Below are 16,032 nucleotides of genomic sequence, written 5' to 3'. Positions count from 1 at the left end.
CCCAGGAGCTTACATTGGTAAGTGACTGGGGTGGGCGAAGGAAGCCAACGCATCTGTGGTTCGAAAGATCCAGCGTTACCAAATCTTGGCGGCGAGATCGACGACGAGTTTGAGTTTATCCCACTGTTGCTTTTCGGTGAGACTATTACCCTCTTCCGTTGAAGCAAAACCACACTGCGGGCTGAGGCAGATCTGTTTGATATCCAGATATTCCGTCGCTTCTCTGATACGCGTCTCGACATCTTTTGCCAGCTCAAGATCACCGGTTTTGGTGGTGATCAGGCCGAGAACCGCCTGCTGCTGACCCGGTTTGATGAAACGCAGAGGCTCGAAACCGCCTGAACGTTCGTTGTCATATTCCAGGAAGAAACGGTCGATATTCACGCCGCCAAACAGCACTTCTGCCACCGGCTCGTAGCCACCTTCGGAAATCCAGGTCGAACGGAAGTTACCGCGACAGACGTGCAGGCCGATGATCAGGTCGTCCGGCTTGCCTTCGATCGCCTTATTCAGCACGCGAGCATAGGTTTTTGCCAATCCTTCCGGCGTATCGCCACGGGCGATGATCTGCTTTTTCTGGTCTTCGGAGCACAGATAGGCCCAAACGGTGTCGTCTAGTTGCAGATAACGGCAGCCTGCGGCGTAGAAAGCCTGAATCGCATCACGATAAACCTGCGCCAAGTCATCGAAATAGTCTTCGATGTTTGGATACACGTCTTTTACTGCATCGCGATTGAAACGGAAATGCATCACGCTCGGGCTAGGAATGGTCATTTTCGCCACTGCGTCACCGCTGATGCTTTTCAAAAAGCGGAAATGCTCCACCATCTCGTGCTCGCCAAAGGCAATCTTGTCGACCACTTTGATGCTACGGGATTTCGTCTGCACGCCGTTAAACTGAATACCCTGCTCGGCATCGTAACCTTCTACGCCTTGCAGACCTTCAAAGAAGTCAAAGTGCCACCACGCGCGGCGGAATTCACCGTCAGTGACCACTTGCAAACCGGCTGCACGTTGCAGCTCAACCACGCGGCGAATTTCAGTATCTTCCACGGCGCGCAGCTGTGCAGCATCGATTTCGCCCGCTTTAAACTGCTGGCGAGCCAACTTCAGCGCTTCTGGACGCAGGAAACTGCCGACAACTTCGGCGCGGTAAACAGGATTGGTAACAGACATAATGAACTCCTGGCATAGCCTCGATGGCAGGCATCAAGGCACTAGATGAATAAGGACGCCTCAACTCGGAATAATTAGTTAACAATGTTAATAATTACTGAGAGTGACATTTAGACATCTGGATGTCTAAACGGCTTTAAGGCTATCCTGCCATGAAAGGAGTTCATCACAAAACGAAGAATTTTCATCTTACTTGAAAAAAATTCATGATCGGGCGTCAGAATTTCCCGTAATCAATTTATTAATCTTAACGTCCGACAATTAAACGCGGCGGCAGCGTAAAGGTAAAGCGCGTGCCTTTTCCAAGCTCACTGGAAATATTGAGCTGTGCATGATGATGATTTACCGCGTGTTTTACGATTGCCAAACCTAATCCGCTGCCGCCGGTCTGGCGCGAACGGGCCTTATCGACGCGATAAAAGCGTTCGGTCAGGCGCGGAATATGCTGTGAGGCGATACCGGGGCCGTTGTCGCTAACCTCAAACTGCGCGCCCTGCGGCGTTTGTTGCCAGCGAACGTCAATTTTCGTGCCGGTCGGCGTGTGATTAACCGAGTTATAAACCAGATTCGATACGGCGCTGCGCAGCTGATCGTCATTGCCAAACACCTTGAGCTGCTCATCGACAGTAAAGGTAATCTGGTGGCGGCCATTGCTCAGCGTTTGCACTTCGTGCTCCAACATGCCGAGCATGGCCGGAATATCGACCTTTTCCTGTAGGTCTATGTTAGTAGCCGCTTCGATTCTAGACAGCGTCAGCAGCTGCTTGACCAATCCTTCCATGCGCCGCGTCTGCTCCTGCATGGTGTCCAGCGCCTTGCTGCGGAAAGGCCCTTCCAGCGAATCGTCATCCATCATTTCCAGATAACCCTGCAACACCGTCAGCGGCGTGCGCAGCTCGTGACTGACATTGGCAAAGAAGTTACGCCGTGCGCCTTCGAGCTGGCGCATTTGGGTCACATCACGGGCGACGATCAGCAGTTGCCCTTCGGAATAGGGCATCACGCGGAACTCGACCCAATGACCATTATTAAGCTGGAGAGTCAGCGGACGACTGAAATCCTGGCTTTGGATCCACAGTCGCAGCTCGGGGTAACGCAGCAGGTTAAACAGATGCTGGCCATTATCTTCAGGCCAACGGAAACCGAGAAGCTGTTGCGCCAGTCCGTTACACCAGAAAATATTGCCCTCTTCGGTTGTCAGCACCACGGCGTCAGGCAGCGATTCGGCCCCGCTGCGAAAGCGTTTGATCAGCAGCGCCAGCTCGCGCCTTCTGCGCCGGTTGCGCATCTGCATTTGATTGAGGCCGTAAAACAGCGGTTCCCAGCTCCATAATCCGCTGGGCGGTGTGATACTGCGGTCGAGCCACAGCCAGTGGGAAAGTTTAAGCTGGTTAAAATAGTTCCAGCCTAACGCCGCAACCAGCGACGCCAATAACAGCCACGGCAGGTAGCCGATAAAGATGGCAAGAATGAGTGCCGGACAGCAGAACATAAACAGTTCGCCCGCCAGCCGTTTCCACGACAATCGTTCTAACACACAGTATCTCCGCTGTGAGTGAAGCCTTGTTGTTTAGAATAAAAAGTACGGGGACAAGGCCAGGGTCAAGAATCTAGAAACGGGTGGAGAAACGGTAGCCTGTTCCACGAACCGTCTGAATCATGCGATCGTGACCGCTGCTTTCCAGCGCTTTGCGCAGGCGACGAATGTGCACGTCTACCGTGCGGTCTTCCACGTACACGTTAGTGCCCCAGACATTGTTAAGCAATTGTTCACGGCTGTAAACGCGTTCGGAGTGAGTCATAAAGAAGTGCAGCAGTTTGAATTCGGTCGGGCCCATGTCGAGCGCCAATTCATTGGCCATCACGCGATGTGAAGAGGGATCGAGCAGCAACCCTTTCATATCAATCACCTCTTCCACCGCCATCGGTGAAATACGGCGCATGACGGCTTTAATGCGCGCGACCAGCTCTTTAGGTGAAAACGGCTTGGTAATATAGTCGTCGGCTCCCACTTCCAGCCCGCGTACGCGATCTTCCTCTTCGCCACGCGCGGTCAGCATCATGACCGGAATGTCGCGGGTCAGCGCTTCGCGTTTAAGATGCTTGATAAACTGAATGCCGGAACCGCCGGGTAACATCCAGTCGAGTAAAATTAACTCGGGATAAGGCTCAATCAGGAGATTGACGGCCGAATCGAAATCTTCGGCTTCAACAGGGTGATAACCATTCTGCTCAAGGACAAAACAGACCATTTCACGGATCGGTGCTTCATCTTCCACAACTAATATGCGTCTAGCCATTTTGATAGCCTGCCAATAAGTTAGCGTACTTAATTTTGATTTCGGCGGTCATTATGCGTCAGTTTTGTGACAGATTTATGAATAAAAATCCGCCGTGCAACATTGGCTCGTCACACTGTCATATTTGCCGCAGACGATTGTCGCTGCAACGTTTTTCCAACGACAGCGGCTAGGCAGGCCGTTTATACTTGCCGCCTGTTACCGCTACCGCGAGACCCTCATGCGACTGATACACACCTCCGACTGGCATCTTGGTCAGTACTTTTTTACCAAAAGCCGCGCGCCGGAACATCAGGCCTTTCTCGACTGGCTGGTCTCGCAGGTCGAGATTCATCAGGTTGATGCGGTGATCGTCGCGGGCGATATTTTCGATACCGGTTCGCCGCCGAGCTATGCGCGCGAGCTGTACAACCGTTTTATTGTCAATCTTCAGCGCACCGGCTGTCAGCTGGTGGTGTTGGCCGGTAATCATGATTCCGTCGCTACGCTCAACGAATCGCGCGAGCTGCTTTCCTGCCTGAATACGCAGGTGATCGCGACTGTCGGCGAAGATCTGGCGCGTCAGGTCATTACTTTAAACGATCGACAGGGAAAACCCGGCGCGATCCTCTGCGCGATCCCGTTTTTACGCCCGCGTGACCTGCTGGCGAGCCGGGCCGGAGAGTCCGGTAATGACAAGCAGCTGGCGCTACAGGAAGCCATTACGCAACATTATTCGGCGCTGTATCAGGCGGCCTGCGCACAGCGCGACGCGCTCGGCCTCGCGCTGCCGATTATCGCGACGGGGCATTTGACCACCGTCGGCGTTACCACGTCCGATTCAGTGCGCGACATTTATATCGGCAGCCTCGACGCCTTCCCTGCGCAGGCTTTTCCGCCCGCAGATTACGTGGCGCTTGGCCACATTCATCGCGCGCAGAAGATTGCCAAAACCAGACACATTCGCTACAGCGGCTCGCCTATTCCGCTAAGTTTTGATGAAGCGAGCAATGAAAAAAGTGTTTATCTGCTTGATTTTACAGACGCTACGCTGAATTCAGTCGAACCATTATTCGTGCCGCGCACCCAGCCGATGGAAATTATTCGCGGCACGCTGATCGAAATCGAACAGCAGCTGCTGGCCTACGAACAGCGCGAAAACGGCCCCGTGGTGTGGCTGGATATCGAGGTCGCCACGCAGGATTATCTCAGCGATATTCAGCGCCGCATTCAGCAGCTCACCGATCCGCTGCCGGTCGAGGTGGTGCTGCTTCGGCGCAGTAAAGAGCAAAGAATGCAGGGCCTGTTGCAGCAGGAAAAAGAGACGCTTAAGGAGCTCAGCGTGAGTGAAGTATTTGAACGCCGTCTGGCGCAGGACTCTACGGCCGAAGAAGGCCGTCAGCAAAGGATTCGTACGCTGTTTTCCCAGCTGATTGAAGAGGTTGAACACGACTATTCCGCGGACGAAATCACGTCGGCAGATGGGGTCAAGCCGTGAAAATTCTCTCGCTGCGTTTAAAAAACATTAATTCACTACAGGGCGAATGGAAGATTGATTTCACCGCCGAGCCTTTTGCCAGCAACGGGCTGTTTGCGATTACCGGCGCGACCGGCGCGGGGAAAACCACCCTGCTCGACGCGATTTGTCTGGCGCTGTACCACAAAACGCCACGGCTCGAAGTTTCGCCCACGCAAAACGAGCTGATGACTCGTCACACCTCCGAATCGCTGGCCGAGGTGGAATTTGAGGTCAAAGGTGTCGGCTATCGCGCCTTCTGGAGCCAGCGTCGCGCGGGCAATTCGCCGACCGGCAATTTACAGGCGCCCAAAGTCGAGCTGGCACAAATCGCCGATGGCAAGATTCTGGCTGACAAGGTGCGCGACAAACTGCCCGCCATCGCCGAGCTGACGGGGCTGGATTTTGGCCGTTTTACCAAATCGATGATGCTGTCGCAGGGTCAGTTTGCCGCCTTCCTTAATGCCAAACCTAACGAACGCGCCGATTTGCTCGAAGAGCTGACGGGCACGGAGATTTATGGCCGCCTGTCGGCGCAGGTTTTCGAGCGGCACAAGCAGGCAAGGGTCGATCTCGACCAGCTGCACCAGCGCGCGGCGGGCATCGAACTGCTGAGCGACGAGCAGCGCCAGCGGTTGGAGCAGGAACTCGTCCAGCTTGTGGAGCAGGAGAAAAGCCAGCTTGCCCAGTCGGCGCAGCAGCAACGCGGGTTGAACTGGTTGCAGCAGTGGCACGGCGAACAGCAAAAACATGCGCAATATCAGCAGCAACTCGACGCCGCCGAGCAGCAGGCGCAGCAGGCTTTGCCGCAGCTGCAACAGCTGGCGCGTGCCGAACCCGCCGAAAAACTGCGCCCTTTGTTGAATGAAAGAACGCGTCAGCAGCAGGCGCTGGAGGCGCTTCATGCCCACATCAGCCAGCTGAATGCTCACCAGCAGCAGTTGCAAAACACCCTGACTCCGCTGGCGCAGGCGTTAGAAAGCGCCCTGCAAACGCAGAAAAATCAAGGCGATGTACGGCAGCAGCAGGAAAAACTGATTGAAGAGCAGATCCTGCCGCTGGACCATCGGATCTCGAGCTTGCAGGAAAAGCTCAACGCCGATCGGCAGGATCAAACCAAACGCCAGCAGCAGCATCAACAGCTTGAGCAGAATTTCCACCAGCTGACCGCCGAGCACGCGGCGCTCAGCGAAAAAACGTCGGTTTTCAAGACGCAGGAAAAAGCGCTGTTGGCCGCGCTCGACGCGCAAACGCGTCAGCAAAGCGCGCTAGAGACAGAATCTCCCATCGCAATGCAGCGCCAGCAGCTGGCTAATTTAGTCGAATTACGCCCTGCCCGTTTAAAACTTGCCACTTTATTGCCGCTTTATCAGCAGGTTAACCAGCGCCTTGCCCGCCAGCAGCAGGAATTTATTACCCGACAGAGCGAGCTGGCCGAGTGTGAAACGCGCCTCAACGCCGCGCGCGAACAGTACAAGCAGCAGAAACAGCAGCTGACCGATGTCGAAAAAATTCTGGCGCAGGAGCAGCATATTGTCAGCCTCGAAGCCGAGCGCGCGCGGCTGCAAACCGGCTATGCCTGCCCGCTCTGCGGCTCGACGACGCATCCTTCTATTGAGGAATATCAAGCCGTTAGCGTTTCTGCCACTCAGCAACGGCGCGATAAACTGAAGGAGCAAACGGAGGCGCTGCAAACCACCGGCACCGAGTTGCGCACCCGCACCGAAGCCTTGAAGGAGCAGCAGCAGCGACTGCAACAGGCCATTGAGCAAGACGGCAAACAGCAGGCTGATTATCTCGAACAGTGGCAAACGGCCCGCCCCGCGCTCTCGCCAGACGTCTCCCTGCAACAGGCCGACACGCTGCAACATTGGCTGCACGACAGCGATCGGCAAGAGCAGCAAACTCAGCAGATTGTTGCCCAGCATCACGCCGCCGCGCTTGCCGTGCAACGCGCCAAAGAGGCGCTGTACGCCGCGCAGCAGTCGCAGCAGCAGGTGCAACAGCAAACTATTTTGCTCGACGAACGCCGTGAAACGCTGGAAAAAAGTCTGGCCAACGGCCTGCTTGAGAACGCGGCGCTCGAGCAGCAGCTGGCTGCAAACCATACACTTTTTACCCAGCTTCGCACCCAGCGCGCGGAATTGTTTGGCGACCAGCAGATTACTGCGGTTCGCGAGCAGCTGCGCCAGCAACAGCAGCGCGCCGAGCAACAGCGCGAGCAGGCGGCACAGGCGTTACAGTCGGTTCAGCAGCAGCTCGACCAGCTCGCGGGCCAGCTAGTCAGTTTGAATCAGTCAAAGCAGCAAGGCGAAACGCAGCTCGAGCAGGCCAAAAATCAGTGGTTACAAGCACTTGCCGACAGTGAATTCACTGACGAACAGGCAGTGATCGCGGCGCTGATCGATGACAATCAACGCCTTCAGCTGCAACAGCTGAAAGAAAACCTTCAGCAGCAGCAAACCCGCAGCAAGGCGCTGTTGCTGCAATCCGCCGAACAGCTGGTGCAACATCTTCAAAACCGCCCGGACGGGATCGACGAACAGCATACCGCCATCGCTACGCTGACAGCGGAGCTTACGACGCTCGCTGAGCAGCTGCGCGCGTTGCAGCTGCGTCAGGGCGAATTACGCAGCCAGCTGGAGAGCGATAAACAGCGTCAAAGCGGACAGCAGGCGCTGTTTGCGCAGATTACTCAATCGCAAGAGCAGCACGACGATTGGAGCTATCTCAATCATATCGTCGGCTCGAGCGACGGCGCCAAGTTCCGTCGTTTTGCTCAGGGACTGACGCTGGAGCATCTGGTTTATCTGGCGAATAAACAGATGGATAAGCTGCATGGGCGCTATTTCCTGCAACGCAAAACCAGCGACGCCCTCGAGCTTGAAGTGGTCGATACCTGGCAGGCCGACGCCGTACGCGACACCCGCACGCTGTCGGGCGGCGAAAGTTTTCTGGTCAGTCTGGCGCTGGCCTTGGCGCTGTCCGATTTAGTCAGCGACAAAACCCGTATCGATTCGCTGTTCCTCGACGAAGGTTTTGGCACGCTTGACGCCGACACGCTGGACACCGCGCTGGATGCGCTCGACAGCCTCAACGCCAGCGGCAAGACGATTGGCGTCATCAGCCACGTCGAGGCAATGAAAGACCGAATTCCGGTGCAGATAAAAGTCAGGAAGGTCAACGGATTGGGAATTAGTCGGCTGGATAATAGATTTAAAGTCGAAGGGTAATAAATGAAAACGGCCACGCGATAATCACGTGGCCGTTTCTTTAACAGTGAATTAGGCGCGCGGTTTATTCATTACTGGGAAAGATAGCGCCAACGCCATAATAACCATCAGCACGGTATTACTTTGTATTAATACGGTATCCGCCAGTCCGAGAATAAACAACGGCAGCAAAATAAACAGCGTGCCGTAATTCTGCAACGCGCTTTTATACAGCGAAAAATAAAAGCCCATCACAAAGAACAGCGCTAAAGAAATAAAGCCGAAAATACCCTGAAGGGAGAAGGTATCCATTAAATCATTGTGCAGATGATAAGCCACATTGAATTTGGCAACCGGATTTGCTCTTTCGGAGTGATCAATATAGTTCACCGCACTTTCATAACGGCTGTCGACGCTTTGCCCAATCAGGTTTGACGTGATGCTGTGAGCGCCTGCGCCCCACATGGAGAATCTGGCCCCAATCGAGGTGTCGTTATGCGTGCCGTATTCGGCAATTTCGCTGCCAATTTCCGACAGGCGATTCCAGGTAAAGTAACCCACGGACGCTGCACCAAGAATGATAATTAACGCCAGCACCAGCTGAACCTTCACGCTTACACTGCGGTAATAATAGATGAAGAACACGACATACATAATCGGCGTCAGTAATATTGCCGAGCGCGTTGCCGTCATTAATAACATCACCATGGTGAGCATAAAGACTAATGAGAACAGCAGAATCGAAACGCCGCTGTCCTTAAAACAGGCGCGAACGACAATAATCGTCAGCATTGAATACACTACTACCAGATAAGCTCCCGTGGTGGCGGCATCGGAGGTCCACTGCGCCCGGTGAGTCAGTGGCTCGGGGGTAATATGCCCGTACCAGACCGATATTATCAGGCCGACAAACAGAATGCCGACGCCAAGCTTGAGTATGTTTCGCAGCAATAAAGTACGGAACTGATAAAAATAGAACAGTAAAAAAGCAGCAATCACGAATCGTTTGCCGCCCAACGCATAGTTGCTACGAATATCGTCGTAATGTGTCTGCTTGAAATAGGCACTCCATACTAATCGGCTTATCCCGACAAGCAGCAGCGTAATAAAGAAGCACAGCGCCGGTTTATCGAGTTTGAGCGACCGACGATTCTGATAGAAATAGACGACGGTATAGAATATGGCGACATAACTTGCCAGATAGAACAGTTTCCCCGGATAACCGCGAAGAAACAGGTCCGTTGAGACGGCAAAGATCAGCGCCAAAAAACTCAGGTTATAAGCGAAGACGTTTTTCCTGGATTCAGTAATCAATTTTTAGCTTCCTTTCTTACAGTAACGCAAAAAATAATAGCGAAGGTACCAATGGATACCTTTAAAAAAGGCACGCTGCCTAAAACATAATTTATACATTTTCTTGGCCTGCTGGTCAGTGCCGGGCAATTCATAAGGCTGCGCAGACCACGGTGACTGCTGGTATAACTCGCGATAAAAACGCGTCGCGGCCTGCGTATTCCACTGCTGCCAAGGCTTGTCCGAGCCCGCATAATGCAGAAAAACGGTTTCTTTTTCAGGCAGTAACAGATAATCAGCCGATTTGTGGTCCAGCATCATCAATCTATTGTAGCGGGTTTGCACAAAAGCGACGTTTCCTTCCAGCACGATGTTCAGCGCGTCCTGATCCATATAGCGGAATTCATGCCCTCTTTCGAGTAATAACGTGATGACCTGTTCGCTAATCTGATTTTCACGCCATTGTCGGGTGTCGATAAGCAGCATGCCAGAATTGAAGTAATGGTTATTTTTTAATCCTATCTTTGCAGCTAAAGATTCAGTAACACTTTCGTTGTCCGTGACCACGCTGGCTATCTTATTTAACTGACGAGCCGTGTCGAATAAATCGACAAAAGGATTCAGGCAGATAATATCCGCATCGAGGTAAAGGATCTGCGCATGCTGACGTAAAAAATACGGCGCCAGTAAACGATAATAAATAGCATGGGAAAATAGCGGGGTCGCGGGTAATGTACTGAATAGCGAATCGGTCAGCGTTAAAACGTGGATTACGTGACAGGTATCGGCGAGCAGCGCCGTAATTTCATCCGCATAACCGTGCATGTTTTCAGCCGTGATAATATGAAAGTGTAGGCAATTATCCTGGCTGTTATTTATTACCGACTGAATAGTTAAGAAAGCATGACGAATAAAACGGCCATCAACGCCGAATGTAAGATGATATTCGGGCTTTACATCAACATTCGCGCGCTGTTGATAAATAGTTTCTTCAAAATGGCTCTCTTCGTTAATTGAGAAGCTTAAGAGAGGGTTAATGGTTTTATTAATCATCGGCTTATAAACGCGCTAAATTACAATTTTTCCACATTAGCACGAGCACGATAACAATACGAGCAGACAACCCCCCGGTTTACACCCTGTTCAACCTCTCTGATGACTCGTCTAAATGTACGGCTATAGCAGCGTCGATAAATTAAGATTTTTTTAAATTAGTGCTGCCTTGCCTGCCGCCATTGGCGTGGACTGACGCCAAACCAGCGGCGAAACGCGCGAGAAAAAGCGCTGACTTCGGAATAGCCCATTAACAGCGCCATTTCGGAAATAGGCAGCTGCTGCTGTTGCAAATAATGGGTCGCCAGCTCGCAGCGCACCTTGTCGACCAGCGTGGTGAAGGTCAAATTTTGCTCGCGCAGTCGACGTTGTAAAGAGCTGGCGGACATTGAGAGCTTATCGGCCACCTCTTCCAGTACCGGCTCGCCCAGCGTCAAACTTTGCCGAACCTGAGATCGCGCGCGATCGACCACCGACTGCGGCGACAGGTTATCGGCATTTAAACGACGGATCGCATCCTGCATCACCAGCAGTAAAGTTTGATCCTGCTCGGGCATCGATCGCAGCAGATCCCGTTTGGCAATGATCAACGAGTTAAACGGTTGATCAAAATAGACCGGCGCATCAAAGGCTTTGCAGTGCTCGTGCCACTGTTCGGGACGAGGATGCTCAAAATGCACCTCGCGCGGCGCCCAGTTTTTGCCTAAGCCGTGGCGTAACAAATTCAGGATCATGCCTAGCGTCAGCTCGGCGTCCTGCCTTTTGCACAGAATATTGCCGTGACGCACCTGATAGTCAAAACGGTAATATTCGCCCTTATCCACCAGCCGCGTCAGCGTATTATGTTGATGATAAGGAAAGGCATTAACCACATTTTTCAGCGCGGTTTCGGCGGTTGACGAACAGAGACCAATGTAACCAATCAGGCCTAATGACTGCGGTTTGAACTGCTTGCCGTAATGCAAACCGAAGTTATCACATCCCGATTGTCGCGCCGCCTCTTCCAGCACCTGACAGTAATTGGTTAGCCCAAGACTCAGCGTAGGCCGTTGCAGCAATTCCGGATCAATATGGCAAATCCCCAATACGCGATCGACATCCGCGCCCTTGGTAATTATAAAATCACTGAGTCCACTGGCCGCCGCCGCCAATACGCCGCGATTATTATTCATTTCGGCCTCGCTCGGGCCCGTCAGCATGGTTTGCCGTAATAACTCAGTCTGCATGGTTCACTCCTCCACGTTGCGCTTAGTGAAGCTTTGCAAGTTCCATACCAGCAGAGTCAATATCAGAAAAAAATCATGAAAAAATCAGGTTTCACTCCGTTATTCATCAGACAAAGATGAGGCTCTGGTCTAGACCAGGCAAGAGATTAGGCAGGATTTACAGCATATATGGAGATAACGAGGGAAACATTCGGCTGCACGCTAACCGTGCAACCGAACACGAAAAAACGTACTCAGCTCACCGCTAACGCGCATTCTTGCGTGGCGAGATAAGCTTCACACAATTTTAGGCTGTCAGCCACCCAGCGATCGCCGAGGCTTATCGCCATTTCAGTGGTGGCGTGAGATCCGACCCACGCTAACAGCTGAATGCGACGTTGAATGATCATCGTCGGGATCACTGCCAAATCGGCTTCGCTGAGCGGCAATACCCGCTGATAGCCCACCAGCCAGTGATCGACCCACTCCTGCGCGCGCGGATGATGCTCGACAAAACTGATCGCCGCCGCCGCGTCGTGCATATACCAGCCCATGCCGCAGTCGTCGAAATCGATAACTCGGGTTTCACCTTTATGCAGCAGCAGGTTGGTCAGGCGTAAATCGGCGTGGATCAGCCCGTAGCGGCTGGCCTCTTTGCCGAATTTTTCCAGCACGCGGCTCACGCGATCTAACGTTTGCTCCACCAGCGGCCTCTCTTCTATCCGCAGGCCGGGCGCGTCCTGCCAACGTCCCCAGTGTCCGTGCGGGCCGACCATCGTTTGGTGATCCCACACAATACGCTGAAAACCGGCAGGCTTCTGCCAGCGCTGGCTGTGTAGATGCAGCCGCGCCGTAACCTCGCCTAACTGCGCAAAAGCGCGAGGATCCACCTCCGTCGTCGGCATCTCGCCTTCAATCCATTTAAACAACACCACGTGGCGCTGAGTGTGTTGATCAAGTATCAGCGTTTGCACTCTTTCGCCATTGCGGGCGACCAGCGCGTCGGGCACCTGAATTCCCGCGTCGCGCAGGCCGTCGAGCCACGCCAGCTCGCTTTCGATTTCATGGCGCTGATGATAATCGTCGCGATGCACCCGCAGGGCTAAACGATTGCCGTCGGCCAGTCGCACCATAAAAGTGGCATTTTCGGAACGGCAAATCAGGGAAAGCTCTCCCTGCAAGGCTTCAGGGTAAGTTTGCAGCGCCTGTTCAGCGAGCTGGTGCAGGCTGGCGTTGTCCAGCGTATCAGACTGTTTTGCATTCATCAGGATTCACTCCGGGCAAGTCAATGTGAGGTCGTGCTACCAGAATGAAAGCGGCGCGATTTCTGCGCTTGACCCGAGAGCGCCAATTGTTGACTTCAAAACATTAAAACGAATGGGCAGACGCCAAGTTGACTCTGGCGTACGGGAGTGAGGGCGCTGCGGTCAAGTTTTGTGGTCACGGGCGGTGCATTATCGAGACAACTTCACTCGCCGGTCGACTGGGTCAGCCGGAAAAAATTAGCCGTATCCCGTCAGGAGATAATTTATCATGTTGAAAACCAATGCTTTTGATGCCGCCTCCAGCTCAGACGTCTCCCCTGCCGCGCTGGAAATGATCGAACGCCGTCGCCGTTTACTCGGCCCTGCCTACCAGCTGTTTTATAAAAACCCGGTACATTTGGTGCGCGGCGAAGGTGTGTGGGTGTTCGATGCCGACGGTAAACGCTATCTCGACGTGTACAACAACGTGCCGTCCGTCGGCCACTGTCACCCTCACGTGCTCGAGGCGCTGATTCGTCAGGCATCTACGCTCAACACTCATACCCGCTATCTGCATGATAACGTACTTAATTTTGCCGAAAAACTGGTCTCAACCATGCCACCGGAGCTGAGTCAGGTGATGTTTACCTGTACCGGTAGCGAAGCCAACGATTTGGCGCTGCGCATCGCCGAAGACTTTACCGGCGGCACGGGCGTGATCGTCACCGAATTTAGCTATCACGGCATGACCAAGGCGATCGCGGGACTTTCCGCCTCGATGGGTCCTTACGTAAAAGTTAACGGCGACGCCCGCGTGATCCCTGCGCCGATTCATAATCCCGCCAACCCGGCTGAAGTCGGCAAGAAATTCGCCGCCGACGTACGCGCCGCGCTGGCCGACATGCGCCGTCACGGCATCAAACCGGCCGCGCTGATGATTGACACCTTCTTCACCAGTGACGGCGGCTTCTTTGATCCGGCCGGCTTCCTGAAAGAGGCGATCGATGAAATTCACAAGGCGGGCGCGCTCTATATCGCCGACGAAGTTCAGCCGGGCTATGGCCGTTCGGGCGAGCACATGTGGGGCTTCCAGCGTCACGGCGTGCTGCCGGATATCGTCAGCCTCGGCAAGCCGATGGGCAACGGTCATCCGATGGCGGCAATCACTATCAAGCCGCACATCCTCGAGCGTTTCGGCAGTGAATCGAGCTATTTCAACACCTTCGGTGGCAATACCGTCTCTTCCGCCGTGGGTCTGGCGGTGCTGGAAGTGATCGAACAGGAAAATCTGATCCCGAGCGTAGGTCGTGCTGGCAAGGCGATTCTCGACGGTATCAGCGAGCTGGCGACCCGTTTTCCGGCGATTGGCAGCGTGCGCGGCGCGGGTCTGTTTGTCAGTGTTGATTTCACCACGCCCGAAGGCGAACCGGATTCCGCCACCGCGCTGGCCGTGGTCAATGCGCTGCGTGAAGAAGGCGTGCTGATTGGCGCATCGGGCCCACACGCCAACATTCTGAAGATCCGTCCGCCGCTGGTCTTTACCGCCGAACACAGCCTGATTCTGGTCGAGAGCCTGGAAAAAGTGCTGAGCAAAATGTACTGATTTCCGCCGCCGGATTTGGCAGGCGTGCTGTTCATCTATCTTCAGGAGAGCATTATGACAACACAGCTTAAACCGACGCTGGGCACGGTGCATTTGTGGGCCATCGCCGTCGGTCTGGTCATCTCTGGCGAATATTTTGGCTGGAGCTATGGCTGGGGCGTGGCCGGTACACTCGGCTTTTTGGCGACCACGCTGCTGGTCGCTACCATGTACACCTGTTTTATCTTTAGCTTTACTGAATTAACCACGGCTATTCCGCACGCTGGCGGTCCTTTCGCCTACAGCCGTCGCGCGTTTGGCGAAACCGGCGGCCTGATTGCCGGCATGGCAACGTTAATTGAATTTGTCTTCGCCCCGCCCGCTATCGCGTTGGCGATCGGCGCCTATTTAAACGTGCAGTTTCCGCATTTGAATCCGAAAGTCGCCGCGCTCGGGGCCTACATTCTGTTTATGGGGCTGAATATTCTGGGCGTAAAACTGGCGGCGCTGTTCGAACTGGTGGTTACCGTGCTGGCGGTGCTTGAGCTGCTGGTGTTTATGGGCGTGGTCGCGCCGGGCTTTAGCGTCAGCAATTTCGTGCTTAACGGCTGGTCCGGCGGCAATCATTTCGGCATGAGCGCCGTGTCGGGAATTTTCGCTGCTATTCCGTTTGCTATCTGGTTTTTCCTCGCTATCGAAGGCGCGGCCATGGCCGCCGAAGAGGCCAAGGACCCGAAACGCACGATTCCAAAAGCCTATGTCAGCGGGATTTTAACCCTCGTGGTGCTGGCGATTGGCGTGATGATCATGGCGGGTGGCGCGGGCGACTGGAGCAAGCTGGCGAACATCAACGATCCGCTGCCGCAGGCGATGAAAATGGTGGTCGGTGAGCATTCGAGCTGGATGCACATGCTGGTGTGGATTGGGCTGTTCGGGCTGGTCGCCAGTTTCCACGGCATTATCCTTGGCTATTCGCGTCAGTTTTTTGCGCTGGCTCGCGCGGGTTATCTGCCTGCCGGACTGGCAAAACTGTCGCGTTTTCAGACTCCGCACCGCGCCATTATTCTCGGCGGCCTGATTGGCATTGCTGCAATTTTCAGTGACGGCGTGATCAACCTGCAAGGTATGTCGCTGACCGCCGCGATGATTACCATGGCGGTATTTGGCGCTATTGTGATGTATATCATGAGCATGCTGAGCCTGTTCCGACTGCGTAAAACCGCGCCCGATTTGGTCCGCAGCTTCCGCGCGCCGGGTTATCCGGTGGTGCCAGCTATCGCGCTGTTTCTCGCCGTGGTGTGCCTGATTGCGATGGTGTGGTTCAATCTTGAAATCGCCGGTATTTTCCTGGTGTTTATGCTGGTCGCCTATCTCTATTTCGGCGCGACCAAGGCCCAGCGCAATGCCGCCGCGCCGGACGCGATGCTCTCGGGGGAGTAACAGTCAATCTTTAAACCTTTAAATAACAAAGG

At 54.0% G+C, this 16,032-nt stretch carries 11 protein-coding genes; 4 read left to right on the top strand and 7 right to left on the bottom strand.

Translation table 11 applies throughout. The features are described from left to right. Nucleotides 1-75: 75 nt before the first annotated feature. The 3 genes from SC206_RS13945 to phoB all read right to left on the bottom strand — a co-directional run bounded on the left by SC206_RS13945 (nt 76) and on the right by phoB (nt 3,476). Nucleotides 76-1,176, bottom strand: coding sequence for a cobalamin-independent methionine synthase II family protein (locus SC206_RS13945; protein WP_332738039.1), 1,101 nt, complete (start codon nt 1,174-1,176; stop codon nt 76-78). Between the two features lie 247 nt (nt 1,177-1,423). Next, complete coding sequence (gene phoR / locus SC206_RS13940; protein WP_332738038.1) at nt 1,424-2,713, bottom strand: phosphate regulon sensor histidine kinase PhoR; 1,290 nt, start codon at nt 2,711-2,713, stop codon at nt 1,424-1,426. Nucleotides 2,714-2,786: 73 nt separating this feature from the next. Then, nucleotides 2,787-3,476: a phosphate response regulator transcription factor PhoB gene (phoB, locus tag SC206_RS13935; RefSeq protein ID WP_332738037.1), complete on the bottom strand. Its 690-nt coding sequence runs from the start codon at nt 3,474-3,476 to the stop codon at nt 2,787-2,789. 220 nt (nt 3,477-3,696) lie between these two features. Between phoB and sbcD the strand changes: the two genes are divergently transcribed. Together sbcD and sbcC are read left to right on the top strand one after the other, a co-directional pair. After that, entirely contained in the window at nt 3,697-4,953 is a 1,257-nt protein-coding gene (gene sbcD / locus SC206_RS13930; RefSeq protein ID WP_332738036.1) for an exonuclease subunit SbcD, read from the top strand. After that, nucleotides 4,950-8,204 (top strand): exonuclease subunit SbcC, encoded by a 3,255-nt coding sequence (sbcC, locus tag SC206_RS13925; RefSeq protein WP_332738035.1) that lies wholly within the window; start codon nt 4,950-4,952, stop codon nt 8,202-8,204. The genes sbcD and sbcC overlap by 4 nt, the downstream gene beginning before the upstream one ends. Nucleotides 8,205-8,255: 51 nt before the next feature. On the opposite strand, the gene SC206_RS13920 is transcribed toward sbcC, so the two are convergent. The 4 genes from SC206_RS13920 to SC206_RS13905 form a co-directional block, all read right to left on the bottom strand. After that, nucleotides 8,256-9,497, bottom strand: coding sequence for an O-antigen ligase family protein (locus SC206_RS13920; protein ID WP_332738034.1), 1,242 nt, complete (start codon nt 9,495-9,497; stop codon nt 8,256-8,258). A 3-nt stretch (nt 9,498-9,500) separates the two neighbouring features. Further along, nucleotides 9,501-10,529, bottom strand: coding sequence for a glycosyltransferase family 8 protein (locus SC206_RS13915; protein WP_332738033.1), 1,029 nt, complete (start codon nt 10,527-10,529; stop codon nt 9,501-9,503). Nucleotides 10,530-10,687: 158 nt separating this feature from the next. Continuing rightward, nucleotides 10,688-11,728 (bottom strand): AraC-like transcriptional regulator QhpR, encoded by a 1,041-nt coding sequence (qhpR, locus tag SC206_RS13910; RefSeq protein ID WP_332738239.1) that lies wholly within the window; start codon nt 11,726-11,728, stop codon nt 10,688-10,690. 260 nt (nt 11,729-11,988) lie between these two features. Then, complete coding sequence (locus SC206_RS13905; RefSeq protein WP_332738032.1) at nt 11,989-12,999, bottom strand: phosphotransferase enzyme family protein; 1,011 nt, start codon at nt 12,997-12,999, stop codon at nt 11,989-11,991. A gap of 268 nt (nt 13,000-13,267) precedes the next feature. Here SC206_RS13905 and SC206_RS13900 point away from each other — a divergent pair, with 268 nt between their 5' ends. Together SC206_RS13900 and eat are read left to right on the top strand one after the other, a co-directional pair. Next, entirely contained in the window at nt 13,268-14,581 is a 1,314-nt protein-coding gene (locus SC206_RS13900) for an aspartate aminotransferase family protein (protein ID WP_332738031.1), read from the top strand. Nucleotides 14,582-14,635: 54 nt separating this feature from the next. After that, a complete protein-coding gene (eat, locus tag SC206_RS13895) occupies nt 14,636-16,000 on the top strand; it encodes an ethanolamine permease (protein ID WP_332738030.1) in 1,365 nt (454 codons plus the stop codon). Nucleotides 16,001-16,032: the final 32 nt, after the last annotated feature.

Origin of the sequence: Rouxiella sp. T17 (genome assembly GCF_036663475.1) — a bacterium.
In the GTDB taxonomy this organism is placed as follows: domain Bacteria; phylum Pseudomonadota; class Gammaproteobacteria; order Enterobacterales; family Enterobacteriaceae; genus Rouxiella.
The sequence above is the reverse complement of the archived record's forward strand: the minus strand, read 5'-3'. Positions and strand labels throughout refer to the sequence as shown.